Origin of the sequence: Parahoeflea alexandrii, assembly GCF_027214025.1 — a bacterium.
Lineage (GTDB): Bacteria > Pseudomonadota > Alphaproteobacteria > Rhizobiales > Rhizobiaceae > Hoeflea > Hoeflea alexandrii_A.
The window spans coordinates 19,095-42,493 of sequence record NZ_JAPWHB010000002.1; the positions used below are offsets into that span (position 1 = coordinate 19,095).

23 protein-coding genes, 2 tRNA genes and 1 pseudogene are annotated in these 23,399 nt (G+C 59.2%); 14 read left to right on the forward strand and 12 right to left on the reverse strand.

Going from position 1 to position 23,399, the window contains the following annotated elements:
* The first annotated feature begins 25 nt into the window (after positions 1 to 25).
* From O4H62_RS06280 to O4H62_RS06315, 8 genes are all read left to right on the forward strand, one after another.
* Complete coding sequence (locus O4H62_RS06280) at positions 26 to 1,129, forward strand: multiubiquitin domain-containing protein (RefSeq protein WP_269386382.1); 1,104 nt, start codon at positions 26 to 28, stop codon at positions 1,127 to 1,129.
* Positions 1,126 to 2,523, forward strand: coding sequence for a ThiF family adenylyltransferase (locus O4H62_RS06285; protein ID WP_269386383.1), 1,398 nt, complete (start codon positions 1,126 to 1,128; stop codon positions 2,521 to 2,523). Before O4H62_RS06280 ends, O4H62_RS06285 begins: the two co-directional genes overlap by 4 nt.
* A gap of 146 nt (positions 2,524 to 2,669) precedes the next feature.
* Positions 2,670 to 2,852 carry a DUF6527 family protein gene (locus O4H62_RS26435; protein WP_331284454.1) on the forward strand — a complete coding sequence of 61 codons (183 nt, stop codon included), beginning with the start codon at positions 2,670 to 2,672 and terminating at the stop codon, positions 2,850 to 2,852.
* A gap of 91 nt (positions 2,853 to 2,943) precedes the next feature.
* The gene (locus O4H62_RS06295) at positions 2,944 to 3,783 is read left to right on the forward strand and encodes a GIY-YIG nuclease family protein (protein WP_269386387.1); all 840 of its coding nucleotides are present in this window, start codon (positions 2,944 to 2,946) and stop codon (positions 3,781 to 3,783) included.
* A 98-nt stretch (positions 3,784 to 3,881) separates the two neighbouring features.
* Complete coding sequence (locus O4H62_RS06300; RefSeq protein ID WP_269386389.1) at positions 3,882 to 4,412, forward strand: transposase; 531 nt, start codon at positions 3,882 to 3,884, stop codon at positions 4,410 to 4,412.
* A 190-nt stretch (positions 4,413 to 4,602) separates the two neighbouring features.
* On the forward strand, positions 4,603 to 4,734 hold the full coding sequence (locus O4H62_RS06305; RefSeq protein ID WP_269386390.1) for a hypothetical protein: 132 nt from the start codon (positions 4,603 to 4,605) through the stop codon (positions 4,732 to 4,734).
* A gap of 143 nt (positions 4,735 to 4,877) precedes the next feature.
* Positions 4,878 to 5,300 (forward strand): MucR family transcriptional regulator, encoded by a 423-nt coding sequence (locus O4H62_RS06310; RefSeq protein WP_269386391.1) that lies wholly within the window; start codon positions 4,878 to 4,880, stop codon positions 5,298 to 5,300.
* Positions 5,301 to 5,435: 135 nt separating this feature from the next.
* A complete protein-coding gene (locus tag O4H62_RS06315) occupies positions 5,436 to 6,173 on the forward strand; it encodes a hypothetical protein (RefSeq protein ID WP_269386392.1) in 738 nt (245 codons plus the stop codon).
* Positions 6,174 to 6,217: 44 nt separating this feature from the next.
* Here the strand turns inward: O4H62_RS06315 and O4H62_RS06320 are convergent, their stop codons facing one another.
* The 6 genes and pseudogenes from O4H62_RS06320 to O4H62_RS06345 form a co-directional block, all read right to left on the reverse strand.
* The gene (locus tag O4H62_RS06320) at positions 6,218 to 6,406 is read right to left on the reverse strand and encodes a hypothetical protein (protein ID WP_269386393.1); all 189 of its coding nucleotides are present in this window, start codon (positions 6,404 to 6,406) and stop codon (positions 6,218 to 6,220) included.
* A 261-nt stretch (positions 6,407 to 6,667) separates the two neighbouring features.
* Positions 6,668 to 9,202 carry a hypothetical protein gene (locus O4H62_RS06325; protein ID WP_269386395.1) on the reverse strand — a complete coding sequence of 845 codons (2,535 nt, stop codon included), beginning with the start codon at positions 9,200 to 9,202 and terminating at the stop codon, positions 6,668 to 6,670.
* Positions 9,201 to 9,281: pseudogene (locus O4H62_RS06330) on the reverse strand (IS5/IS1182 family transposase); the annotation flags it as partial. The pseudogene O4H62_RS06330 and the gene O4H62_RS06325, both read right to left, overlap by 2 nt.
* A gap of 389 nt (positions 9,282 to 9,670) precedes the next feature.
* Positions 9,671 to 9,747: transfer RNA gene (locus O4H62_RS06335), tRNA-Pro, on the reverse strand.
* Between the two features lie 81 nt (positions 9,748 to 9,828).
* The gene (locus O4H62_RS06340; protein WP_269386396.1) at positions 9,829 to 10,227 is read right to left on the reverse strand and encodes a DUF192 domain-containing protein; all 399 of its coding nucleotides are present in this window, start codon (positions 10,225 to 10,227) and stop codon (positions 9,829 to 9,831) included.
* A gap of 76 nt (positions 10,228 to 10,303) precedes the next feature.
* Positions 10,304 to 10,879 (reverse strand): cold-shock protein, encoded by a 576-nt coding sequence (locus O4H62_RS06345; RefSeq protein ID WP_269386397.1) that lies wholly within the window; start codon positions 10,877 to 10,879, stop codon positions 10,304 to 10,306.
* A 190-nt stretch (positions 10,880 to 11,069) separates the two neighbouring features.
* On the opposite strand from O4H62_RS06345, the gene O4H62_RS06350 reads away from it, so the two are divergent.
* The 3 genes from O4H62_RS06350 to O4H62_RS06360 all read left to right on the forward strand — a co-directional run bounded on the left by O4H62_RS06350 (position 11,070) and on the right by O4H62_RS06360 (position 13,167).
* Entirely contained in the window at positions 11,070 to 11,510 is a 441-nt protein-coding gene (locus O4H62_RS06350) for a VOC family protein (RefSeq protein ID WP_269386398.1), read from the forward strand.
* A gap of 366 nt (positions 11,511 to 11,876) precedes the next feature.
* Positions 11,877 to 12,938: a D-Ala-D-Ala carboxypeptidase family metallohydrolase gene (locus O4H62_RS06355; RefSeq protein WP_269386399.1), complete on the forward strand. Its 1,062-nt coding sequence runs from the start codon at positions 11,877 to 11,879 to the stop codon at positions 12,936 to 12,938.
* A gap of 154 nt (positions 12,939 to 13,092) precedes the next feature.
* Positions 13,093 to 13,167 (forward strand) — tRNA-Glu (locus O4H62_RS06360).
* Between the two features lie 196 nt (positions 13,168 to 13,363).
* Here the strand turns inward: O4H62_RS06360 and recJ are convergent.
* The 5 genes from recJ to O4H62_RS06385 form a co-directional block, all read right to left on the reverse strand.
* A complete protein-coding gene (recJ, locus tag O4H62_RS06365; RefSeq protein WP_269386401.1) occupies positions 13,364 to 15,163 on the reverse strand; it encodes a single-stranded-DNA-specific exonuclease RecJ in 1,800 nt (599 codons plus the stop codon).
* Positions 15,164 to 15,357: 194 nt separating this feature from the next.
* A complete protein-coding gene (gene glpX / locus O4H62_RS06370; RefSeq protein WP_269386402.1) occupies positions 15,358 to 16,344 on the reverse strand; it encodes a class II fructose-bisphosphatase in 987 nt (328 codons plus the stop codon).
* A 204-nt stretch (positions 16,345 to 16,548) separates the two neighbouring features.
* Positions 16,549 to 17,871, reverse strand: a complete 1,323-nt coding sequence (locus O4H62_RS06375) for a homoserine dehydrogenase (RefSeq protein WP_269386403.1) — start codon at positions 17,869 to 17,871, stop codon at positions 16,549 to 16,551.
* A gap of 88 nt (positions 17,872 to 17,959) precedes the next feature.
* Positions 17,960 to 19,180: an LL-diaminopimelate aminotransferase gene (locus O4H62_RS06380; protein ID WP_269386405.1), complete on the reverse strand. Its 1,221-nt coding sequence runs from the start codon at positions 19,178 to 19,180 to the stop codon at positions 17,960 to 17,962.
* Positions 19,181 to 19,258: 78 nt separating this feature from the next.
* A complete protein-coding gene (locus O4H62_RS06385) occupies positions 19,259 to 19,774 on the reverse strand; it encodes a hypothetical protein (RefSeq protein ID WP_269386406.1) in 516 nt (171 codons plus the stop codon).
* 169 nt (positions 19,775 to 19,943) lie between these two features.
* Here O4H62_RS06385 and phaC point away from each other — a divergent pair, with 169 nt between their 5' ends.
* The gene (gene phaC, locus O4H62_RS06390) at positions 19,944 to 21,779 is read left to right on the forward strand and encodes a class I poly(R)-hydroxyalkanoic acid synthase (RefSeq protein WP_269386407.1); all 1,836 of its coding nucleotides are present in this window, start codon (positions 19,944 to 19,946) and stop codon (positions 21,777 to 21,779) included.
* A 91-nt stretch (positions 21,780 to 21,870) separates the two neighbouring features.
* On the opposite strand, the gene O4H62_RS06395 is transcribed toward phaC, so the two are convergent.
* Entirely contained in the window at positions 21,871 to 22,194 is a 324-nt protein-coding gene (locus tag O4H62_RS06395; protein ID WP_269386409.1) for a nuclear transport factor 2 family protein, read from the reverse strand.
* 72 nt (positions 22,195 to 22,266) lie between these two features.
* On the opposite strand from O4H62_RS06395, the gene O4H62_RS06400 reads away from it, so the two are divergent.
* Complete coding sequence (locus O4H62_RS06400) at positions 22,267 to 22,662, forward strand: winged helix-turn-helix transcriptional regulator (protein ID WP_269386411.1); 396 nt, start codon at positions 22,267 to 22,269, stop codon at positions 22,660 to 22,662.
* Positions 22,663 to 22,668: 6 nt separating this feature from the next.
* Positions 22,669 to 23,391, forward strand: coding sequence for a DNA/RNA nuclease SfsA (sfsA, locus tag O4H62_RS06405; protein ID WP_269386412.1), 723 nt, complete (start codon positions 22,669 to 22,671; stop codon positions 23,389 to 23,391).
* The last annotated feature ends 8 nt before the right edge of the window (positions 23,392 to 23,399 follow it).

A 23,399-nucleotide genomic window follows, 5' to 3' on the forward strand; every position in this document is an offset into this window, starting at 1 on the left:
CTCCATCAACCAGGAATCACATACTATGACTATCGAACATCAGGAAACGGACCGCGGCAAGAACACTACTGTCGAAATCGCGGGTCTCGATCTCAACTTCCACGCTTTTGCGCTCGACACGCGCACGCCTACCGGTGGCAAGATCGCCAAGGCCGCCGGCTTCAATGGGGACCAGTATCCTCACGTCCTGCAGTGGCGCGACGACGGCGATCTCGAAGAACTCCGTGCCCGGGAAGAGGCCGACCTCAGCAATGGCGTGAAGTTCATCGTTGCCGAAAGCGACGGCACCAATCGCATCGCCATCGAAGGTGAAGGTCTCGATTGGCCTGCGGACGAAATCTCCGGGGCCGTTGTCCGCAAGCTAGGCCGGATCCCTGCCGACCGCTTCGTCTACCTCGAACGCACGGACAAACCTGACCGCCTTGTGGAAGATGCCGACATCATCAAGATCAAAAAGGGTGGTGTCGAGCAGTTCCGCAGCCGCAAACCCGAGATCTGGGAGTTGATCGTACAGGGCAAGAAGATCATCTCAACCATCCCCGTCATCTCGGTTGTGGACGCGCTTACTCGCGCAGGATTCGATCCGAACGCCTGGATCATCATCCTGAAGGTCGCAGGCCAGCCGAAGCGTCAGCTTTCGGTGGGCGACGAAATCGATCTGCGCGCGCCGGGGATCGAGAAGATCCGCCTGACGGCGAAGGATGTGAGCAATGGTGAGGCGCGCACTGCGCCTTCCCGTGACTTCGCGCTTCTGGAAGTTGACGAATCCTACCTGGACGGTCTCGGCCTTCAGTGGGAAACCCGCAACAGCGACGGCCACCGCTGGTTGATTATTCATGGTTATCCGGTTCCCATTGGCTACACCGCAACCACCACGACGCTCGCCCTTATGATCCCACCTACGTACCCGCAGTCCCAGATCGACATGTTCTACGCGTATCCGCCGTTGCAGCGGGCAACAGGCGCGGCCATTCCTGCGACCGAGGCAGTCCAGAGTGTCGGCGGTCTGCCCTTCCAGCGCTGGTCACGCCACCGCGGCACTGTTGTTCCGTGGAACCCTCAATGCGACAACGTCGTCACCCACCTCGCTCTGGTAGAGTCCTCGCTGGCGAAGGAGGTTGACGAATGATGCCTGAACGCACCCTCGCGATGGCAGGTGTCACCCACTCCATGCTCATGGCTCATCTGCTCTCTGACGGCAATGAGGCTGCTGCAATCCTAATCTGCGCGCCCTCGCCCGGCCCCAGGCAGCGGCTCGTCGTTCGACAGGCTATACTGGTTCCGCATGAAGCCTGTCCCGTTCGAAAGCCGGACGCCATCGTCTGGCCTGGCGTCTATATCGAAGACGCTATAGATATCGCCGAACCTGATGGATTCGTGATCATTCTGCTTCACTCCCATCCGGGTGGCTGGTTGCGGTTCTCGCATATCGACAACGAAAGCGACGCGCGCGTTATCCCCGGTCTGTTCGAAGCTTTCGGCAGTTGTCACGGTTCGGCGATCATTACCCCAGAAGGCGCAATTCGTGCTCGCCTCTACGCGCCCGACATGACTTGGCAGCCCGTGGATCTCGTGACGATCGCCGGCGACAACATCAGCTACTGGTGGAATGATTGCATCAACAACATTGTCCCGGCTGGTCGACCTCTCGCCTTTACGAGTGCCATGACCAAGGAACTCTCCAGGCTGTCTGCTGCAGTCATCGGCGTGTCGGGAACCGGATCCATTGCGGCTGAACAGGTCGCGCGCCTCGGCTTCGGGTCTGTAACGCTGATCGATTCCGACAAGATCGAGAAGAAGAACCTCAATCGCATCCTGAACTCCACCACTGAGGACGCGCAACGAGTCCGTCCGAAGGTCGAGATGTTCGCCGCCGCTATTGCTGCGCACCGAGGCGACGGAATCGCGGTCAGCATCGCAGACACTCTTGGAACGCGGGAGGCAATCGAAGCCGTCGGTCAATGCGACCTGATCTTCTGCTGCGTGGATAGCAAGGAAGGCCGACAGTACGCCGACCTGATTGCTTCAGCCTTCCTGATTCCGCTCTTCGATGTCGGCGTTACGATCCCGACATTCCTTGATGAAGGCACGGTTACCATCGCGGACGTCAGCGGGCGGATCGACTATATCCAACCTGGCGGCTCCACGCTTTCCGATCGCGGCGTGTACACCCAAGAAAGTCTGCGGGCCGAGTATCTGCAGCGCACCGACTCGGCTGCGTTCCGGGACGAACTCGCAGCGGGCTACATCAAGGGAATCCACGAGGAGGCTCCCTCGGTGATCACTCTGAATATGAGAGCCAGCTCTGCCTTGGTGAACGAGTTCGTCGCCCGCGCCTACCCCTATCGCCAAGAGCCGAACCGGAACTACGCGCGCGTCGTATTCAGCCTCGCGGCTTGTGAAGAGGACCACTACTCGGAGGACGACTTCGAGCGGACAGAGAACGCACTCCTTGGTCGGGGAGCTACCGAGCCGTTGCTCGGGCTGCCATTGTTCCGCAAGACGCGAAAGGATGCAGCATGAGGTTCGCTCGTTGGTTTCGACAACTGTGGGGCAAATATGGCCCAGCCCGTCGGCTGCAGATCATTGAGGGCGACACACTGCCGTCGGACTTGCCTGCTCGCGACCTTGTCCTGACACGGGACACTGGAGACGACTGGAGCGTCGGTATGCGATGCCCGTGCGGATGTGGTGAGACAATTGAACTCATGATCCTGAGGGAGGCGCGTCCGCGTTGGGATATTCGCCTCAACGCAGCAGGCCATCCAACTCTACACCCTTCGGTCTGGCGGAAGACTGGATGCCGATCGCATTTTTGGGTGCGCGACGGGCGAGTCCTTTGGTGCGACTAGGAACGGCCTGCGCCGATTGCACTTGCCGGTCAAGTGGCCAGTATACATGGTGCTGACCAGAGCGCGGTCCTTAGTCAACTGAGAGTTATGTATGTTCGAATTCAATGATTTCCTTCGTCGCATCGACCTAGACCCCGCGCGCATCAGGCTTCTGCGTCACGATACACGCGGAGTTGCGGCTTGGCGTCGCGGTCGTGAGGTTAGTTTCGGCTGCTTTGCTAGTTTTCAGAAGAAAACAAACTCGCCTTATGGTGGTGCCAGCGTAGCTTGCCATTTCTTGCCGGGCCCATCCCTCGATGACGGTTCCGCAACGGCCCTCTTCATAGGTATTACCAGGATAATTGATCGTTGGGACTGGGACGAGGTGCGCATGCCGAGGATCATCGACGCAGAGATGATCAAAACGGAACGAGGTCGTTTAGACATCGAAGCGTTCGACCTTGAATGGCTGGACGCGGGACACGATTTCGCCGAACGGATGCTCGTTAAGTGGGGAACCGGAACACGTGCTTGGTCGCAGTGGACGGCCCGCAATTCGAAGGAAATCTTGGAGCTGCGCCTCCAGGCACAGGAGCCACCTTTTCCGGGTTTCTCCGGTTTCATTTCGCGGATTCGTGATTTGCCCACTTTCCCGCAATCCTGGGTCAATGCACTGGAAAGCGTGCGCGGCATCTATTTGTTGGTCACAGACGGAGGAGAACAGTATGTCGGCTCCGCAATCGGTGTTGACGGACTGATGGGGCGTTGGCGCTCATACTTCGCAAACGGTCACGGTGGCAACGTCCTCCTCAGGGAAGGAGGCTATCGGGACTACTCCGTTTCCATCCTCGAGGTCGCGTCGCCGGACATGGCCCCGGAGGATATCTTGGCAAGAGAAGCATTCTGGAAGACAAAGCTTGGAGCGCGTGCGCACGGCTTGAACGCAAATTGAACGGCAATCGCGGCCCGAAGCATGCGTAATTGGGCCGCCTCTGTTCTGGGGTCGAGCTCCCGATAAGATCACAGGGTATCTGTGAACAAGGGTGAAAGATGATGGAATATTTTGCTGGATTGGACGTGTCGCTGCGGTCGTGTGCTCTTTGCATCGTCGACGGCAAGGGCAAGGTGATGTTGGAGCGGGAACTGCCGTGCGAGGTCGATGACATTGCGGCGTGCTTGACGGCCTTGCCGTATTCCATTGACCGCATCGGCTTTGAGGCTGGAACGATGACCTTCAAATCCGCCGTCGATGATCCATCCCGCTTCAAGCGATCGCGCACTGTTGCCGCCCATTTTGGACTGACACCACGACGCTATCAGTCGGGTGAGGCGGATAATCCTGGCCGCATATCGAAGGCGGGCGACAGAGATGTGCGTGCAACGCTTTATGCCGCTGCAAACGCACTTCTGATGCGCACGATGGCTGGGTCTCAGATCAAGACCTGGGGCATGCGGCTGATCCGCACCAAAGGTCGCCGCCGCGCTATCGTCGCGGTCGCACGAAAGCTTGCCGTTGTCTTGCACCGAATATGGACAGATGGCACCGAATTCCGTCCGGCAAAAGTGGAGGGCATGGCATGACCTGAAACGCCTGCCACCCAACCCTGACGGGGTCGTCCCTCACCGGACGAGGTTTGTGGATGAAGCCGAAAATGTCAGCTGCGCAACGTGAAGCGCGTCCCAAAGCAAGGCTCACCACTGCCAATCCGACATATGCGTGCAGCGATGCCACCAAGGCATCAACCAGACTGCGAAGAGAAGCGTGACCCGGATGAGCGACTACGACCCGAAAGAAAGAAAGAAGGAAAACGAGCTTGACCCAAACACCCAATTAGAGAAGCCACCGTTGGCTAGCTTTTGGATCAACGACGAGTTTCTGATTCACATCGAAAGCGTCTGGTAAACCCGTTCGATGAGATATAGTAATTGTTTAAGCCTAAAATTCGTTTGAGCCGCCGCAATTTGCTCGTCATTCGGTGCAGTACTCGTGACAACGTTAATCCAAAAGCCAAACGGCTGATAAATTAGAAATGGTAGGATCAGACTATGACAGAAGTAACCAGTGACAACGGCGCGGACCTTCTCATCGAGTTGACCGCCGAGATTGTCGCAGCCTACGTGAGCAACAATTCTGTCGCAGCAAATGACTTGCCAAATGTGATTTCCCAGGTGCATGCAGCGCTCGGCGGTGCAACAATACCCGTCGACGAGGTCGTGGAAAAGCAGAAGCCTGCCGTTACGGTTCGCCGTTCGATTCAAAACGATCACTTGATCTGTTTGGAGGATGGCCAGAAATTCAAGTCACTAAAGCGCCACCTGATGACCCATCACGGACTGACGCCTGAGCAATATCGTGAAAAGTGGGAACTGCCTGCCGACTACCCGATGGTTGCACCAGCCTATGCCGAAGCGCGCTCGAAGCTGGCTAAGGAAATGGGATTGGGCCAGAAGCGCAAGCGCGGCAAGTAAGCGGGGCTCAAGCGTACTTACTTCCAAGTTTTCGTTTTCCGACAAAGCACAGAATTTCCGTTAGATCGATGGACCGCTATAATCGAACGTGAAGATGACCGCACGAATGCAGGTTTGGTTCAGTGAGTTTTATTGATGACGTCAATCAAGATTCATCCAATTGAGCGGGATGACCCTGACCTAGATGGTTCAAGGCTGCTCGATGCGATCTGCAAGACAGTGCGATACGCCAACGAGCAAGGCGGGATCGGCCTCACCCAGTCCAAGGCTTTCAACCGCAAATTTTGCCACTGGGCATCAGAGAGTTTCAACTGGAAAGAATATTCTGCTGACGAGCTTTTGAGCATTCAAAAAGTGCTCAACGAGCAGGATGTCATGCCAGTGATGCTGCTGCACGAACTGTTTGTCGGCATGCGACTTGGACGGCATAGCAAGGGCAAGTTTCAGTTCAACAAGAAGGCCTATGCATTGATAGAGGACAAAGGGGCACTTTTTAGCGCGATCGCGAATTATTACCTTTTCGAATTTGATCACTCCAATTTTCAGCGACGGCCATTCGTGGCTCCAGGGAACTGGGATGTTTTTCTCAATGTCATCAATGTCGAAGCCCATGGCGGAGCCACCGAACCCGATCTTTTGGAAGTGCTTTATGGGTGCAGTTCCCAAGACGCAGCTGCAGAAGGTTATTGGCACTATGCGTCATTTCTGCACTGGCATGTTTTAACGCCGCTCTACTGGATCGGCTTTCTCGACAGGATTCAGGTTGGCGACAGTTTTCGGGATAGAGAAAACTTTTACATCAAGACGCCACTTTGGCAGAAATGTTTTCGTCTTGAGACGGATGGAGGCTTGGAACCGATATTGGTGCACTGATTTCACGGAGAGGTTTTCCGACACGAATTTCTATATCAATTTCCTCACAAGCAATGATGGCTTGTACCGCTTTCCGTCCCGTTTGAGACGTTTGATGAGTTCTGTCGCAATGGCCCCGCAGTAGTAATCTCGGATATGTGGACAGGCTTGATGTAGCCGACAGCATAATCTTCGTCGCCAAACCGCTTGATGTTCTCCAATTCCCACTCGTCCATGTAGTTATCATCCATCATGACGATATCCTAGCTCAACGGAAGGTCCGACAGGGTGAAGGTCTGGAAGGACTAGTGGAGAATTTGGCCATGCCACTTTTGGCCATGCGGCAAAGAAAACAGCAACGGCGACGCGCTTTGTCAACGCCAGCCTCAGCAGGAGAACCGGAAGGATATTCCGCCCACCTCCGCCGTTTGCCGCGGTGCCACAAATGCCCACACATGGGCCCAAAGTGACCGTCGCGCATTCAGCGTGATGGGTCTTAACCCTAGCGGTAAACCTCAAACCCGCGGCCGATATCTCGACCGCAAAGCGATCCACGCCTCGTTCGCCTTCCTGCCCGCCGCGCCGATCGCCGACGGTTCTGCCTTGAGCATCTCTAGAAGGCCCGTAAGCTCTGCTTCAACAAACATTGGGTGAACACTGGCTTTGGTCATGATTTCAATGCAGGCACGCGCTTTCGACGGCTGACGGAGGGTCAGGACGTCTACGCGTAGTTCGTGGATCGCCTCGCAGAGTGATACGATGTCATCGGAAAATCTTTGCGCCAGCCATCGGCAATCCGGATGCCCCATTGCAAGCGTCTGTGCCCGCTTTTCAGCGAGCAAATCGACCTTATTCTGGATCGCCTCAACAAGGGCCAAGCGAAGCCGATCCGTTTCCAGTTCCAGTTCAGCATGCCACTCGGACGAAAGAAGCCGTGAGGCATGCTCGCGGGTCCAACCAGCGCCAAGAAGTGCGCCAACCCCGCCTACTCCGCCGAGCACCAGAGCCCCCGGTGGACCGAAAACCAATAACCCAAGGAACTTTCCCGACAGCCCGCCTACAGTCGCCAGACCACCCTTGATGCTGCCATCCAGCACCACGGCGATAGGAAGGTCGGATAACGGCATTCTTCCCTGCCACCATCGATGCAAATTGCGGGCCGATGAAATTGCCATGGCGATATATGGGACATTGAGGTCGCCAAGGGCTTCCCCCGCCTCGAGCGAGGTCTTCATGACGAAGTCTGCTATTTCGCGATCAAAGCCATCTATGTAGAAGACCTTGGCGGCCCAAACCTCACCGCTGTCGATGACTGCTTCAGCCAGTTCACTGTTGGCGTAGACGGGCATGTCTGGATACTTAGCAAAATGCTCCCGCAACCCACTGACACCGAGCAAGCACTTGACCTGAAATGGGTGGCCGTCGACGAGAAGGTCGAAACCCGGATTGTTGGCTGTATCGGGGAAGCTAACGACATGGCCGTTCTCTACAAGCCGCGCAGCCACGATCTGCTCCGCCACATAGCCTCGAAGATTGTTTCCTGCCCCCGCAGCCGCAGTCGAAGCCATCGCGCCAATCCCGTCAGCGAACGCGCCGAACTGGAAGATGTCTCCGATGTCCGCCGATCTTGAGAAATCCGCGGCATTCAGGACGGCAGGATCGATTGAGACCGCGTTGTAAAGCATGTCGCCGGCCGTGATGCCCGCGACCGCTGCCACTTCCGCACCATCTCCTGTTCCCCGCGACAGAACTCCGTCAAGGAGGTGGCTCATGCGATCGCTTTGACCGGGGTCCGCACGATACTCTCCGGGAGCATCAGGAAGAGTGCCACCCGTTTCCTTGCCAATGGCTTTGACCTTGCGGAGCGTTTCGTCCCTGAAGGCGTCGGGGAGCACTGTAAAGTCGGCATATGTCGCTGACCTGTAGTCGTTCAGAGCAATACGCAACCCATTCTGCTCGGCAGATAGACCGCGCAAGGCGAGTTGGACCGCAGCGAGGGAGGCCAGACGAGCGCCCTGGCCGCCCGTGACATGCCTGTTCGCAAAATAGACGCCGCCAGCAAGCACCGGAATGCTGAACCACGGATTTGCAGCCATAAAGAGAGTGGACACGACTGCCGGGCCGCTCATCAACGGCATGAACGCCGAAGCCTGGGCTGCGAGAATGTAGGCGCTGAAGCCCGCGAGATTCACTCCGAGGCCAACGCCGAATGCAGAACTGCCCGAAATAAACAGCGCGAGTACCGCCCTGTCGCCAGACTTCATCGCTGTGCGCATGGCATCGTCCCGCATCTCGGGAGATAGCTTTTCAATATGGTGGCGAACCCTTTGACCATGGATCAGTTTCTCTTCATCCGACAGGACATCGGATTTCACTGCTTCGGCGACGGCACGCGTAACCAGTTCCGCCTGGACGGCGACTAGGGAAGAGAACTCAACAGCCTGCCCACCGCGGATCGACTTGAGCTTGCCCCATACGCGCTGAATTTTCGTCGGCGAGACCACGTCGCTATTTTCGTCGGCAGGTTTGGTCCCGGAGATCCCCGCTGCTTTGTGCGCCATAGCTGCGCCGTGCGCATTTGCAGTCCGCTTCGAGAGCGGAAGCACCGGGTCGAGTTGCAGGGCCTCCATCATCCGGAACCACAAGCGAATACGCAGGGTCCGATCAGGAACGCTAGAGGACAACATTTTATCAGCGGCGTTCTTCATCCGGCGGGCAAAAGCTGTCGCTTCGGTATCCGGACGACCGTTCTGGAGGCGGGCGAGGAGATCGGTGGCCTTATCTGCAGAGATCGCAAGCAGTGTGGTCTCTTCGAAGCTTGCCAGCAGATTGCAGAGATCACGTCGGTCCAGTGCGCCAAGGCCGGCGAGGATAGTCCATGGTGGTACGTACAAATCAGCCCCTTTGCTATCCGTGCAACTGCTTGACTGAATGCTAAAGAGAAGTCGAATTGTTTCGCTCCTGCCATGAAAAGCACAGCCAAGTCGGCGGAATTCAAAGGCGAAATCGTTTGAGCCTAATGAAAATTGGTCTGGAAGGATTAGGAGCACGCGGTACGCCGCGTGACTTGTTGGGAAGAAGTGGCGAGATCACACGCCATTCAAATTCAGTCAGATCGTAACGGCTCATCCAGCACCTTCAGTCGAGAGGTTGAATCACGCCGAAGCAAATTTGGGAATTCCGTTTATGAGTTCACGGACTAATCAATTTCTTGACTAGAGAGCGCGCCAGAATGTTGACTGTCGTCGGCGGATGCATGTTCGGGTCAGTGTCGTTGTGACGGTAGCGCTCTACAACATAGCCGTCGACGTTGTGAATTGCTTCTGTCAGTGATCATCTGGCCGATTTGGACACTCGTATCGTAGCTAGCACATTCCCAATAAAATCAAAGGCCTCGGACATCATTTGAAGATGTTCGAGGCCTTTTGAATATTCATCAACAGTGGCGGTAACGGTGGCGGTAGTCTGTCGCCATTACCGTGTCCTTGAAAGTAAGCCTTATTACACAAGGGGTTGATTGGTCGGAGCGGAGAGATTCGAACTCCCGACCCTCTGGTCCCAAACCAGATGCGCTACCAGGCTGCGCTACGCTCCGTTGCCTAAGGCGTGATCCGGATACACTGGAACGCCATGCCCCGCAACTCCAAATCGTCGCTTGCCCCGCCTTGCGGGCAATTCATTTGCCAATCACCCGGTGGCGCACTTTGTCGCCTGCCGCAATGCCCCGCTTCGCAGCCGTTCCGCCATTCAATTCCAGCACATAGCGCACCGGCGCAACCGACGGGAGAATTGTTTCGGAAAAGGGTTCCGTATCCTCGGCGATCCTTGCGACCACGCCATCGGCATCGATGAAGATCATGTCCAGCGGCAGCGGCGTGTTCTTCATCCACATCAGAACCTGCCGGGTCTGATCGAACCTGAACAGCATTCCATGATCGGCGGGCATGCTTTGCCGGTTCATCAGGCCACTGGCGCGGTCGTCCGCGGTCAGCGCCAGTTCAACCGAAAAGGCCACCGGCCCGTTTCGGGTCTCGATGACCAGCCGCTCGGAATCAGTCGGCAGCTGCGCGGCCATGCAAATGGCCGGAAAGACGAAGATCAGGATTGAAGCTATAAGGATCGCGACTTGCTTGAAGCTGCGCATGGCCCGGTCAGTGGGAATTGGGGATCGGCGAGTCGATATCCGGATGGATTTCCGCCGCCATCAGGCCCTTGTCGCCATCGCCGAAACGCACCAGCACCACCTGCCCCGGACGCAGTTCGGCCAGGCCGTAGCGTCTGAGCGTCTCCATGTGAATGAAGATGTCTTCCGTCCCCTCGCCCCGGGTCAGGAAGCCAAAGCCCTTGGTGCGGTTGAACCACTTGACGATGGCCCGCTCCAGCCCGCTCGAAGGCTTGACCTGCACATGTGTGCGCACCGGCGGCAATTGCGACGGGTGAACTGCAGTGGAGGTATCCATCGAGATGATTCTGAAGGTCTGGTAGCCGCGTTCCCGTTTCTGGATCTCGCAAACCACCCGGGTGCCTTCCAGAACGGTCTGGTAACCATCACGTCGCAGGCACGTCACATGCAGCAGCACGTCTTCCATCCCGTTGTCTGGAATGATGAAGCCGAAACCCTTGGCGACATCGAACCACTTAATGACCCCGGTGATCTCCATGAGATCGACAGCGTCTCCAAGTGCTTCCGCATCAACCTGGTTCTTTTCTGAGGACCTTTCCCCCATCCGGATGCCTCTCCAATACGCGCCACAAGCAAATGAAGTGATTCTCGTTCAAAACATTAACATTGTATTGCGAGGACAGCGCAAGCCCTGCAGGAAAACTTGTTCATTCATCCCCTTCTATCGGGCTATCATTGCCTCCGGCACTTTTCCGCCTATCGTTAAGCCCAACAAGAATCATGAGGTAAAGCCAATGCGTTATCTGCACACGATGGTCCGCGTCACCGATGTCGATGCATCGCTCGATTTCTACTGCAACAAATTGGGACTTTTGGAAATCCGGCGCCACGAGAGCGAGGCCGGCCGGTTCACCCTGATCTTTCTCGCCGCCCCCGAAGACAAGGAGCGGGCGCTTGCCGAGCAGGCGCCATTGCTCGAACTGACCTACAACTGGGACCCGCAGGAGTATGACGGCGGTCGCAATTTCGGACACCTGGCGTACGTTGTCGACGACATTCACGAGCTTTGCCAGTCGCTGCTCGACAATGGCGTCACCATCAACCGTCCGCCCCGGGACGGTCACATGGCCTTTGTCCGTTCTCCGGACGGAATATCCATCGAACTCTTGCAGAAGGGCCAACCGCTTGAACCGGTCGAGCCCTGGCTGTCGATGAAAAACACAGGTTCCTGGTAGGGTCTTTCGCAACCGGTCCGGACCATGCCGGACCGGATCTGCGAGGCGCAAGGCTCACGCAACGGACGTGACCTAACCTTCAGATAGGGCCATGCTTTTGCCTCATTTACCAAGCATCGCATGGATTTTGGCCAGTACGCCGAATTGCGTACTCAGGGCGTTGCCTTTGTTCGTTTACAAGGACGCCGCAAATGAGTAGGCATCCTTTCAGGACCTTCGGGTCTGCCGTTGCAAGATACCCGGGGGCTCCAGAGTTTGCAGATTGGCGGAAACAAAGCAGTCTACGGACGCAAGACCACGCGGGCGTTGCTGTTGGCGGGTGTGGCGGCAATCCTCAGCGGATGCATATCAGCCGCGGATCCCGAGATGTTCGCAACCCAGGGATTCGCGCCCGGCGCCCCCGCCATGACCGATGGCAGCGTCGTCGTTGATCAGTCAACCGCAATGGCCGTGGGTGAACAGACCGCGACCGAAACCGCCGCGGGGATTCCGCTGCCGGTACCCTCCCCGAATGCATCCGATGCGCCTTCGCGTATGCCGGCTGTGGCACAGGGCGAGGTCGCATCAGGTCAGTCCGTCGTCATGGCCGATACCGCGGTCGATGCGCTGAACCGCGGCATCACCCAAAGCCAGCCAACCCAGCCGATCGCCAATCTCTATGGCGCAGCACCCGTTGCAGCCGACCTTGCGCTGCAGCAGAACACATCGCTTCAAGCAGAGCCAGCAGCTCAACCGGCCTCCGACAGCCTGACACAGGGCAACCCCGCGGATTCGGGTCTGACCGAAGTCCAGCCGCGGGTCCAGGAACTGGCGGTCGTCGCGCCGCCAAAGAAGAAATCGATTTTCGCGCGGATGTTCGCGCCGCAAAAGACAGCGGCAAGAAACGCGCCTGATGGAACCACAAAACGCCTGATCAAGCCAAAGGCCGCTCAGGTCACCGTTGCCTCGGCAGGCGGGAACGCGCTGCCCGGCGTCAAACTTGAGAGCATGTTCGGCGACGGGTCCGAAGACGCTTCGGGAGATTCCGATTCGGGCCAGATCCAACTCGCCTCGGCTGCCGGCCTGGCGCGCCTTGCACCCAACGGACTGCACCTGCAGACCGAAAAGGTCGAGGTCGCCTGCTTCAAGCCACAGCTTGTCCGTACGCTCAAGAGCATCGAGCGCCATTATGGCCGCCCGGTGGTGGTAACCTCCGGGTACCGGAGTCCGAAGCACAACCGGCGCGTCGGTGGCGCGTCCGGATCACGGCACACATCCTGTGAGGCCGCCGACATCCAGATCGAAGGCGTGTCGAAATGGCAATTGGCGAAGTATCTTCGCTCCATGCCCGGCCGCGGTGGCGTCGGCACCTATTGCCACACGGAATCAGTCCACATCGACGTCGGAAACACCCGTGACTGGAACTGGCGCTGCCGTCGCCGCAAGTAATCCCGCAACACCTTCCGCAGGGGTTTGCGCTGTTTCGGCAACGCGTTCCGGTGGCATCAAAACAATCTTCATCCGAATGTCATTTTTTTCTCCTCAACACCAATTATCCGCTTGCGGTCCTAAAGCGGTCTGATTATAAGACGCCACATCGCACGCGCCCTTCGTCTATCGGTTAGGACGCCAGATTTTCATTCTGGAAAGAGGGGTTCGACTCCCCTAGGGCGTGCCACCCACTTCAAGCACTTAGCTTGAATTCTTCATTCAAAATCTGAAGTTCATGCAAGCCAGCGCCGCAGCGTTGGCGCCTCGGTCCGTGCGCTTTTTGCGTGGGCGAAATCCGCGGCTCCAAGGCATCCAAACATGCCGCGGAACAACTGCTCTGTGTGGATTTATGATGGTTTTCTGACGAGCCCGAAACTCGTCGCCTAGCGCGCCACAGCCGCGTCGATCACACGGATCTGAACCCGCCTGACGCCCTGCCAGTAATCGGCCGACAGCGAACCGGCGACGTGAAATGCCATTCCCCGTCCGCCAAGCAGCGTGGCCCCCATCTCGGTATCGGCGGCGCGGAATGCGATGCCGTTGAGTCGTCCGCCATCGGGACCGGCAAAGGCCAGCTTGATGTGATTTTGTCCGACAACGCGCGCATCCTTGAGCGTGTGTGCCGGCACCGCAAAAACCGGTTGCGGATGTCCGGCGCCGTAAGGACCGGCCCGTTCGATCATGTCGACCAGCTCGAGCGTTGCCCCCGAGGCCGAGATCGCGCCGTCAATTCTCAGCCGGTGCGCCAGGGTCAGACTGGCCACGGTCTCCGCGGCGTTTTCCTCGAAAAAGGCGCGCAGGTCGCCGAGGCGGCTTTGCTCGACCGTCAGCCCCGCCGCCATCGCATGGCCGCCGCCCTTGACCAGCAGCCCGGCTTCCACCGCCTTGCGCACCAGCCGGCCGATATCGACGCCCGGCACCGACCGGCCGGATCCGGTTCCCTTGCCATTGCCGTCAAAGGCGATCGCGAATGCCGGTCTCCGGTAGCGTTCCTTGAGCCTGGAGGCCAGCAGACCGACGACGCCGGGATGCCAGCCCTGCCGCTCGGTGACGATGACCGCAGGTCCGTCGCCGCTGGCCATTTCGATGGCCGCCTCCGCATCGGCTTCCGCCAGCATGGCCGCCTCGATCGCCTGCCGCTCGCGGTTCAGCTCTTCCAGCCGTTCGGCGATCGCCGCCGCCTCGTCTCGGTCCTCGAGCGTCAGCAGGCGGCTGCCAAGCGCCGCATCGCCGATGCGTCCCCCGGCATTGATGCGCGGACCGATGAGAAAGCCCAGGTGATAGGGCGTGACGGGTCCATTGACGCCGGCGCGCTGGGCAAGCGCTGCCAGGCCGACATTGCCCATGCTGCGCGCCGCAAGCAGCCCCTTGACCACAAAGGCGCGGTTGAGCCCCTTGAGCGGCACCACGTCGCAGACCGTTGCCAGCGCAACCAGATCGAGACACGCCAACAGATCGAAGCCGGCGGCCCGGGCGTCGCCTTTCGTCCGCAACAGCCGCAGGGTACCTGCCAGCACCATGAACACCACGCCGCAGGCGCACAGGTGCCCCAGGCCTGACAGATCGTCCTCGCGGTTGGGATTGACCAGAGCATGCGCCACAGGCAGCTCGCTCGCCACCTGGTGATGATCGATCACCACCACGTCTATCCCCCGCCGGGCGGCCTCCTGGAGCGCATCGTGGCTGGTCGAGCCGCAGTCGACCGTAATGATCAGCTTCGCCCCCCGGTCTATCAACTCGCCGATGGCGGCAGGATTGGGCCCGTAGCCCTCGAAGATCCGGTCGGGAATATAGATCTCGCTTGCGACGCCAAAATGCCTCAGGAACCGCTGCATCAGCGCCGAGGATGCGGCGCCGTCGACATCGTAGTCGCCAAAGATCGCCACCCGCTCGCCGCGCGAGATCGCAAACGCGATACGGTCGGCCGCCTTGTCGCAATCGGTCAGCTTTGAAGGATCGGGCATCAGCGACTTGATCGTCGGATCGAGAAACGCCCGGGCATCCCCTATGGCCACGTCGCGGCCCGCCAGCACGCGGGCGATGACATCCGGCAGTCCGGTCATCTGCGCGATCGAGATGGCCTTGTTCTCGCCCGCCATGTCCAGCCGGGACACCCATTTCTGGCCGGACAGCGACTCCTCCACCCCAAGAAATGCCCGGTCCGATGCGCCGTTGCCCGTCATCCACTCACCAACCTGTTGCAAGAGCACCGCGCTGGCGACGCCTTCAGAGACTGCTCATAGCGCAAACCGCCCGGCGCAGCAAAGCGCAGACACGGATCCCTTGAAGGCAGAGCAAGAACGAGACCGCCCCGGCTTCCGGGGAAGTCGGGGCGAGCGGAAATTCACGATCGGACAATGGCCGGCAGGCCGAAGATCTAGTCGAACTTGGCAAGATCCTGGTGCCGCGCCTTGATCTCGCGCACCGTGCGGGAGGAGGAACGCATCACGATAGTGTGGGTAACGATCGCATCCCGGGTGAAGCGGACACCCTGCAGCAGGTTGCCGTCGGTCACGCCGGTGGCGGCAAACAACACGTCGCCACGGGCCATTTCTTCCATCGTGTAGATCTTGTTGGGATCGGATATGCCCATCTTGGCCGCACGGGCAATCTTTTCCTCGGTGTTGAGCTGCAGCCGTCCCTGCATCTGTCCGCCGATGCACCGGAGCGCCGCGGCCGCCAGCACGCCTTCCGGCGCGCCGCCGATGCCGAGATAGATGTCGATGCCGGTTTCATCCGGATCCGTCGTATGGATGACGCCGGCAACGTCGCCATCACCGATAAGCCGGATGGCCGCGCCGGTGGCACGCACTTCCTCGATCATCCGCGCATGCCGGGGCCGGTCGAGAATGCAGGCCGTCACCTGCCCTACCGGCACGCCCTTGGCACGGGCCACGGCGTTGATGTTCTCGGTCGGCGTCGCGTCCAGCGCCACCGTGTTGGCCGGGTATCCGGGTCCGATGGCAATTTTCTCCATGTACACATCGGGTGCGTAGAGAAGGCTGCCCTTTTCGGCAATCGCGATCACGGCCAGCGAGTTGGGAAGGTTCTTGGCGCAGATCGTCGTGCCTTCGAGCGGATCGAGCGCGATATCGACCTTGGCGCCGTCGCGGGTGCCGACTTCCTCGCCGATATAGAGCATCGGGGCTTCGTCGCGTTCGCCTTCGCCGATCACAACGGTGCCGTCGATCGGCAACCGGTTGAGCTCCTGGCGCATGGCATCGACGGCAACCTGGTCGGCGGCCATCTCGTCGCCGCGGCCGCGCAGCCGGGCCGCAGCAACCGCTGCACGTTCGGTCACGCGCGCGATTTCCAGTGTAAGTATCCGGTCCAGACCACTTGCTTCTGTCGGTTTGCCTGCCATGGCCTTGATCTCCCAGGGTATGTCGTTTGGCCGCTCATACAGCTTTCGACGCTAGCAAGGCAATGTGAAAGCCGCATTAAAAGCCGTTGTTTTTTCAGGAATTTGACCTGATCCAAAACTAAATCGATTAGGCTATGCGCAAGCTCCCGCCGCCGCCGGAACCTTCGGCGGCAAGGAGCGGCAAGGACAGGACTTGCAGCGCATTCAATTATCGCGGGTCCGTTCGATCCTGATTACCTGCGGCTCGCCCGCAAGGTAGCCTTCGCTCTTGATGGCATCGACCGCGGCTCGCACCCGCGACTCCGTGGTTGCGTGCGTGACCAGAATGACCGTCTGCGGTCCGTCATCCGTCCGCGTCGGACGCGCCCGCTGAACGATCGATTCCAGCGATATCCCGTTCTTCGCCATCGAGGTGGCGATCGAGGCAAACACCCCTGCCCGGTCATCCACCTTGAGCGAGATGAAGTAGCCGCCTTCATGGCTCTGGATCTGCGCCCGCGTGTAGGGCTCGAGCTTGTCGGCGGGACGGCCGAGAGCCGGCGCGTGCTGATGGCCGGGCCGGCTCTTGGCGATATCGGCGATATCGCCGAGCACCGCCGACGCCGTGGCGTCGCCGCCCGCACCGGGACCGGACAACATCAGTTCGCCGAGAATGTCGGCTTCGATTGTCACCGCATTGGTCACACCTTCTACCTGCGCGATCATCGAGCCTTTCGGCACCATGGTCGGGTGCACCCGCTGCTCGATGCCGGTCGCAGTGCGCTGGGCCACGCCGAGCAGCTTGATCCGGTAGCCGAGTTCGTCGGCGGCATGGATATCGTCGATGGAGATGTTGGTGATCCCCTCGATGTAGACTTCATCGGCGGCGATCTGGGTCCCGAACGCCAGGCTTGTCAGGATCGACAGCTTGTGCGCGGTGTCGTTGCCCTCGATGTCGAACGCCGGGTCGGCCTCGGCATAGCCGAGCCGCTGCGCCTCTGCCAGGCACTCGGCAAAGCCCATGTTGTCGCGCTGCATGCGGGTCAGGATGTAGTTGCAGGTGCCGTTGAGAATGCCGTAGATCCGCGTCACCGCGTTGCCGGTCAGCGATTCCCGCATCGCCTTGATCACCGGAATGCCACCCGCAACCGCCGCCTCGAAGTTCAAGAGAACGCCGTTGGCCTCTGCCAGCCGCGCCAGCTCGACTCCGTGCCGCGCCAGCATCGCCTTGTTGGCGGTCACAACGTGACGCCCGGCTGTCAACGCCGCTGTCGCCGCGGCAAGCGCCGGATCGCCCTCGCCGCCGACCAGTTCCACCAGAACGTCGATGTCGGCGTCGCGTGCCATGGCGACCGGATCATCGAACCAGGCCACATTCTCGAGGTTGATGCCACGGTCACGGCTGCGGTCACGCGCACACACGGCGGTGATCACGATTTCGCGGCCGCATATGTCGGCCAGCAGGTTGTGCCGGCTCGTGACAATTCGAAACAATGCCGCTCCGACAGTGCCAAGGCCTGCAATGCCGATTTTCAGGGCATCAGTCATGTCAAAAGTCCACCTGTATGGGATCGTCCGCAACGAACGTGCGAAGCTTTGAAACTCTGGGCGGGTTTACCGGCGAGAGACCGGACGGTCAACGCCGGGCGGTCAAGGAAACCACATTCTCGCCGCCGCCATTGGTGGCAGTCGAGAAGAAACGCTTGATGTTGCGCGCCGCCTGGCGGATCCGGTGTTCATTTTCCACCAGCGCGATGCGCACATGCTCGTCGCCATGTTCGCCAAATCCGACACCGGGCGCAACCGCCACGTCGGCCTTCTCCACCAGGAGCTTGGAGAATTCCAGCGATCCCAGATGCTTGAACTGATCCGGGATCGGCGCCCAGGCAAACATCGTCGCCGCCGGCGGCGGCACATCCCATCCGGCCTTGCCGAAACTGTCGACCAGCACGTCCCGGCGGCGCTTGTAGATTGACCGCACTTCGGCGATGTCGGACCCATCGCCGTTGAGTGCGGCAGTCGCAGCCACCTGGATCGGGGTGAACGCGCCGTAGTCGAGATAGGACTTGACCCTTGTCAGCGCCGAGATCAGCCGCTCGTTGCCAACCGCAAATCCCATCCGCCAGCCCGGCATCGAGAAGGTTTTCGACATCGAGGTGAATTCGACGCAGATGTCCATCGCACCGGGTACCTCAAGCACCGACGGCGGCGGCGTGTCATCGAAATAGATCTCCGCATAGGCCAGGTCGGAAAGCACGATGATATCGTGCTTGCGGGCGAATGCGACGACGTCCTTGTAGAAATCGAGCGTCGCGACATAGCTCGTCGGATTGGACGGGTAATTCAGGATCAGCGCTAAGGGCTTCGGGATCGAATGCCGCACCGCGCGTTCCAGCGCGGCGAAGAAGCTGTTGTCCGGCACCACGTCAAGCGAGCGGATGACGCCGCCCGACATGATGAAACCGAATGCGTGGATCGGATAGGTCGGATTGGGGCACAGGATCACGTCGCCCGGCGCGGTGATCGCCTGGGCCATATTGGCAAACCCTTCTTTTGAGCCCAGCGTTGCAACAACCTGGGTTTCGGGATTGAGTTTGACGCCAAAACGCCTCTGGTAATAATTGGCCTGCGCACGCCTCAGGCCCGGTATTCCGCGCGAGGTGGAATAGCGGTGGGTGCGCGGATCGCGGACGGCTTCGCACAATTTGTCGACAATGGCCGTGGGAGTCGGCAGGTCGGGATTGCCCATTCCAAGATCGATGATGTCGGCGCCACCGGCCCGCGCCGAGGCCTTCAGCCGGTTGACCTGTTCAAACACATAAGGCGGAAGTCGGCGGACCTTGTGAAACTCTTCCATGGAATTCCCCGGAATGGTGGGCTGGACGGTGCATTCTGATGGCACGGATTTGCGTCCAAACCAAGTCAGACGCAAGTTCTATTTCTCGATTTCCTGCTGTGTATCGCTGCCATGGCTCGCGGCCAGGGCGCGCAATTGCCGCAGCCGCGCTTCATATTGCGCCCGCGCATCCGGCGTGGATGCACGATTTGCCAGCAGCTCGGTCATTTCCGCCTCGGCGGCCAGCTTGTCGGCTTCGGAGAACTGGGCATTGGCCGCACGCGGCTGCCGTCCGAAAGTCGGAAACTGCCCGGATTTGGCCACCCCCGCGTCGACGAACTCCTTGGTGTCTGGCGGAAGTGTTCTCTCAAGCGGAAGAATCGAGGCAAGATCAGGACTGCGGCGTTCTTCGGTGGTCTCTACAGCCTCGCCGGTCGACTGCCCTCCGGCATCAGATACAATCCCTTCCGCCGCAACACCGTTGGCCGGTGTGGCGTCATTGGTCCGACTGACAGGAACCGTCGTCGGCGCGACATCCTCGAGCGACGCCGTCTGGCATCCTGCCGCAAGCAGCGAGAACAAGGCAACAAACGCCGGGCGGACAATAGGTCTCATGATCACGAATATTCCGGTCTCCACCAAATGGCGGTCATGACATGGACAAAAAAAGTCCGTATCAAGGAAGGATAGATGCCAGCAAAGGCATCCAAGCAAAGCAAGTAAGCCGATTTAAGGCAGAAGACGGGCCGGAGGCAAGCTCGGGAACACATGAGGAGGCGCCGCCATGGCGGACAAGGGGAAAACCACGGCCGGAAACGAGGACGCAAAAACCGGCACGCCATCGGCCGAGGCCTACGTCGTCAAGAATCCCGAAGCATTTGCCCGCAATATCGCCCGCATGCTCGAAGAACTGGGCAAGGCTGCATCCGCCTGGGTTGAACCGCGTGAAAAAGGCGAAGTCGTCGACACCATCTCGGAGCCGATGGCCGACATGGTCAAGACCTTCTCCAAGGTTGGCGAATACTGGCTGTCAGACCCCAAGCGCGCCATCGAGGCCCAGACGTCGCTGCTGACCAGCTATTTCGGCATGTGGAACGAATCCGTCAAGCGGATGTCCGGCGAAGATGACAGCCCCAAGGCAAAGACGACGGACAAACGGTTTTCCGATCCCGACTGGGAAAACAACCCGTTCTTCGAATTCCTCAAGAACGCCTATTTCATCACCTCCGACTGGGCCAACAAGCTCGTTGACGAAAGCGAAGGGCTCGACGAACACACAAGGCACAAGGCGGCATTTTACGTTCGCCAGATCACCAGCGCGCTTTCGCCGGCCAATTTTCTGGCCACCAACCCCGAACTCTACAAGGAAATGGTCGCCTCCAACGGCGAAAACCTGGTCAAGGGCATGCACATGCTGGCCGAGGACATCGCCGCCGGCAAGGGCGAGCTCAGGCTGCGTCAATCCGATGCCTCGAAGTTCAAGGTCGGAGAAAACGTCGCGGTTTCGCCCGGCAAGGTCATCGCCCAGAACGACATCTGCCAGATCATTCAATATGATCCGTCAACCGAGACCGTGCTGAAGCGGCCCTTGCTGATCGTGCCGCCGTGGATCAACAAGTTCTACATTCTCGATCTCAACCCGAAAAAGTCCTTCATCAAGTGGGCTGTCGACCACGGTCACACGGTCTTCGTGATTTCCTGGGTCAACCCCGACCAGCGCCATGCAGGGAAGGATTGGGAAGCCTATTCCCGCGAGGGAATCTCCTTTGCCCTCGACACGGTCGAGAAAGCCACCGGCGAGCGCGAAGTCAACGCCATCGGCTATTGCGTCGGCGGCACCCTGCTGGCAGCGACCCTGGCACTGCACGCCCAGGAAAAAGACACCCGGATTGCCACCGCCACATTCTTCACCACGCAGACCGACTTCACCTTTGCCGGGGACCTCAAGGTCTTTGTCGATGATGCGCAGATCACATCCATCGAAAACGCCATGGAAAAGAACGGTTATCTCGATGGCTCCAAGATGGCGACCGCCTTCAACATGCTGCGCGCTTCGGATCTGATCTGGCCCTATGTCGTCAACAATTACCTCAAGGGCAAGGATCCGATGCCCTTCGACCTGCTCTACTGGAACTCCGACGCCACTCGCATGCCCGCAGCCAACCATTCCTATTATCTGCGCAATTGCTACCTCGAGAACAACCTGTCCCGGGGCCAGATGGAACTGGCCGGCAAGACCCTCACGCTCGGTGACATCACGATCCCGATCTACAATCTCGCGGCCAAGGAAGATCACATCGCGCCTGCCCGCTCCGCCTTCATCGGCGGCAAGCTGTTCGGTGGCGATGTCACTTATGTGATGGCCGGTTCCGGCCACATCGCCGGCGTCGTCAATCCGCCGGAAGCCGGCAAGTACCAGTTCTGGACCGATGGCCCGCGGGATGCCGGCTTTGATGACTGGGTAGCCGGCGCGACGGAAACGCCGGGCTCCTGGTGGCCGCACTGGCATGCCTGGATCCGCGCTGCATCGGACGAGGAGGTGCCGGCCCGCAAGCCCGGCGGCAAGAAACTCAAGCCGATCGAGGATGCCCCCGGCTCCTACGTCCGCGTCCGGGTGTGAGTTCGGACTTCAGCAAGCGGGGATCGTCGTACTAACAGAAAATTTTAGCGGCACCGTCCTCAGTGACCGCATCGGCCTCTCGCGGCTGAGTTTACGACCCGATCTCCAGCGTCTGAATGGAGTCGCCCGCAAACGTGAAGCGATATCTCAGCTTCGCGGGGCTGCCAGGAAATGTACCCCTCACCTTCGCCACCACGACGATCGCACCCGGCTCTTCCCGGCTTTCGAGGGGCTCGCTCAATTCGTTGTATTTCTTACTCGTTTCCGCCATCCACGCTGTGATTTCCTGATGGCCGCGATACTTTCTCGCTTCGTCTCCAACTATCGCACCGGCAGCAAAACCTGACAATGCACGCTTCGGATCACGGGCATTCTTGCCGTCGAAATAGGCTTGGATCTGATCGGGCAGTTTCATTTTCACGGCCTTTCGTGTTCATGGGATCGGTTGGCATTTGCTCACTGAAATAAATGGCTCCATACTACCGGAATGAAAAGTACTGATAAAAAAGTAAGGTACATCCGAAAAAGTAAGTCCGACACTCCACCTCCAGCCAGTGGCGCCGCGCGGGTCGGAAATGCCTTGCGGGTGCTGGAAGGACGCTGGAAGCTGGTGCTGCTGTTTCACCTTTTCGGCGGCAAGGTTCTTCGTTTCTCCGAACTCGAGCGGCAGACGCCCGGGATTTCGCAGAAGATGCTGATCCAGCAATTGCGGCAGCTCGAAGCGGATGGGATCGTGCGCCGCGTCGTGTATCAACAGATCCCACCAAAGGTCGAATACTCACTGACCGAATGGGGCCAGGCGCTTTGCCCGGCGCTCGATGCACTGGTCACATGGGTCGAGAGCAAGCCCGCAGGGCTCGAAAATGCAACGGATGATAACTGATCTCGCATGAAATTCGACCCGCCCCTGATCCCTGCCACGCTGATCCGCCGCTACAAGCGGTTCCTGTTCGACGCGGAGCTTGAAACCGGCGAACTGATCACCGGCTCCTGCCCCAACACCGGCTCTATGCGCGGCCTGACCACGCCGGGGTCCCGTTGCTACCTGACACTTCATTCCGGCGGCACCCGGAAATATCCCCATGCGCTTGAACTGGTCGAGGCGGACAGCACGCTGGTCGGAATCAACACCGCCCGTCCCAACCGGCTGGTCGAGGAAGCGATCGAGAACGGATTGATCGGATCGCTCGGCAGCTACGCCGAACGCAGGACCGAGCAGAAATACGGGATCAACTCCCGCATCGACATTCTCCTGAGCGACCCTAACAGGGGCCTCGCCTATGTCGAGGTCAAGAATGTGCATTTCCGCCGCAATGGCAGACTGGCCGAGTTTCCCGACAGCGTCACCACGCGTGGCGCCAAGCACCTTGAGGAACTCGGTGACATGGTGGAGGCTGGACACCGCGCGATAATGGTCTATCTGATCCAGCGCGGCGATGTGGACAGCCTCAGCCTGTGCCGCGATCTCGACCCCGCCTATGCAGCGGCCTTTGACCGCGCCATGAAACGCGGGGTTGAAGCTTGCGCCATACGGTGCAAGATCACATCTGAGCAAATACACGCCGAAAGGTTGGTTCCCGTTGAGGAATCCGGTCTAAACAGCGTATCATGAAGTTGTGC

Excerpts from the sequence above, each read along its gene's own strand:
- O4H62_RS06280 (WP_269386382.1), top strand. The coding sequence starts at position 26 with ATGACTATCGAACATCAGGAAACGGACCGCGGCAAGAACACTACTGTC.
- O4H62_RS06285 (WP_269386383.1), top strand. The coding sequence starts at position 1,126 with ATGATGCCTGAACGCACCCTCGCGATGGCAGGTGTCACCCACTCCATG.
- O4H62_RS26435 (WP_331284454.1), top strand. The coding sequence starts at position 2,670 with ATGCGATGCCCGTGCGGATGTGGTGAGACAATTGAACTCATGATCCTG.
- O4H62_RS06295 (WP_269386387.1), top strand. The coding sequence starts at position 2,944 with ATGTTCGAATTCAATGATTTCCTTCGTCGCATCGACCTAGACCCCGCG.
- O4H62_RS06300 (WP_269386389.1), top strand. The coding sequence starts at position 3,882 with ATGATGGAATATTTTGCTGGATTGGACGTGTCGCTGCGGTCGTGTGCT.
- O4H62_RS06305 (WP_269386390.1), top strand. The coding sequence starts at position 4,603 with ATGAGCGACTACGACCCGAAAGAAAGAAAGAAGGAAAACGAGCTTGAC.
- O4H62_RS06310 (WP_269386391.1), top strand. The coding sequence starts at position 4,878 with ATGACAGAAGTAACCAGTGACAACGGCGCGGACCTTCTCATCGAGTTG.
- O4H62_RS06315 (WP_269386392.1), top strand. The coding sequence starts at position 5,436 with ATGACGTCAATCAAGATTCATCCAATTGAGCGGGATGACCCTGACCTA.
- O4H62_RS06320 (WP_269386393.1), bottom strand. The coding sequence starts at position 6,406 with ATGATGGATGATAACTACATGGACGAGTGGGAATTGGAGAACATCAAG.
- O4H62_RS06340 (WP_269386396.1), bottom strand. The coding sequence starts at position 10,227 with ATGGCCGCGCAGCTGCCGACTGATTCCGAGCGGCTGGTCATCGAGACC.
- O4H62_RS06345 (WP_269386397.1), bottom strand. The coding sequence starts at position 10,879 with ATGGGGGAAAGGTCCTCAGAAAAGAACCAGGTTGATGCGGAAGCACTT.
- O4H62_RS06350 (WP_269386398.1), top strand. The coding sequence starts at position 11,070 with ATGCGTTATCTGCACACGATGGTCCGCGTCACCGATGTCGATGCATCG.
- O4H62_RS06355 (WP_269386399.1), top strand. The coding sequence starts at position 11,877 with ATGTTCGCAACCCAGGGATTCGCGCCCGGCGCCCCCGCCATGACCGAT.
- recJ (WP_269386401.1), bottom strand. The coding sequence starts at position 15,163 with ATGACGGGCAACGGCGCATCGGACCGGGCATTTCTTGGGGTGGAGGAG.
- glpX (WP_269386402.1), bottom strand. The coding sequence starts at position 16,344 with ATGGCAGGCAAACCGACAGAAGCAAGTGGTCTGGACCGGATACTTACA.
- O4H62_RS06375 (WP_269386403.1), bottom strand. The coding sequence starts at position 17,871 with ATGACTGATGCCCTGAAAATCGGCATTGCAGGCCTTGGCACTGTCGGA.
- O4H62_RS06380 (WP_269386405.1), bottom strand. The coding sequence starts at position 19,180 with ATGGAAGAGTTTCACAAGGTCCGCCGACTTCCGCCTTATGTGTTTGAA.
- O4H62_RS06385 (WP_269386406.1), bottom strand. The coding sequence starts at position 19,774 with ATGAGACCTATTGTCCGCCCGGCGTTTGTTGCCTTGTTCTCGCTGCTT.
- phaC (WP_269386407.1), top strand. The coding sequence starts at position 19,944 with ATGGCGGACAAGGGGAAAACCACGGCCGGAAACGAGGACGCAAAAACC.
- O4H62_RS06395 (WP_269386409.1), bottom strand. The coding sequence starts at position 22,194 with ATGAAACTGCCCGATCAGATCCAAGCCTATTTCGACGGCAAGAATGCC.
- O4H62_RS06400 (WP_269386411.1), top strand. The coding sequence starts at position 22,267 with ATGAAAAGTACTGATAAAAAAGTAAGGTACATCCGAAAAAGTAAGTCC.
- sfsA (WP_269386412.1), top strand. The coding sequence starts at position 22,669 with ATGAAATTCGACCCGCCCCTGATCCCTGCCACGCTGATCCGCCGCTAC.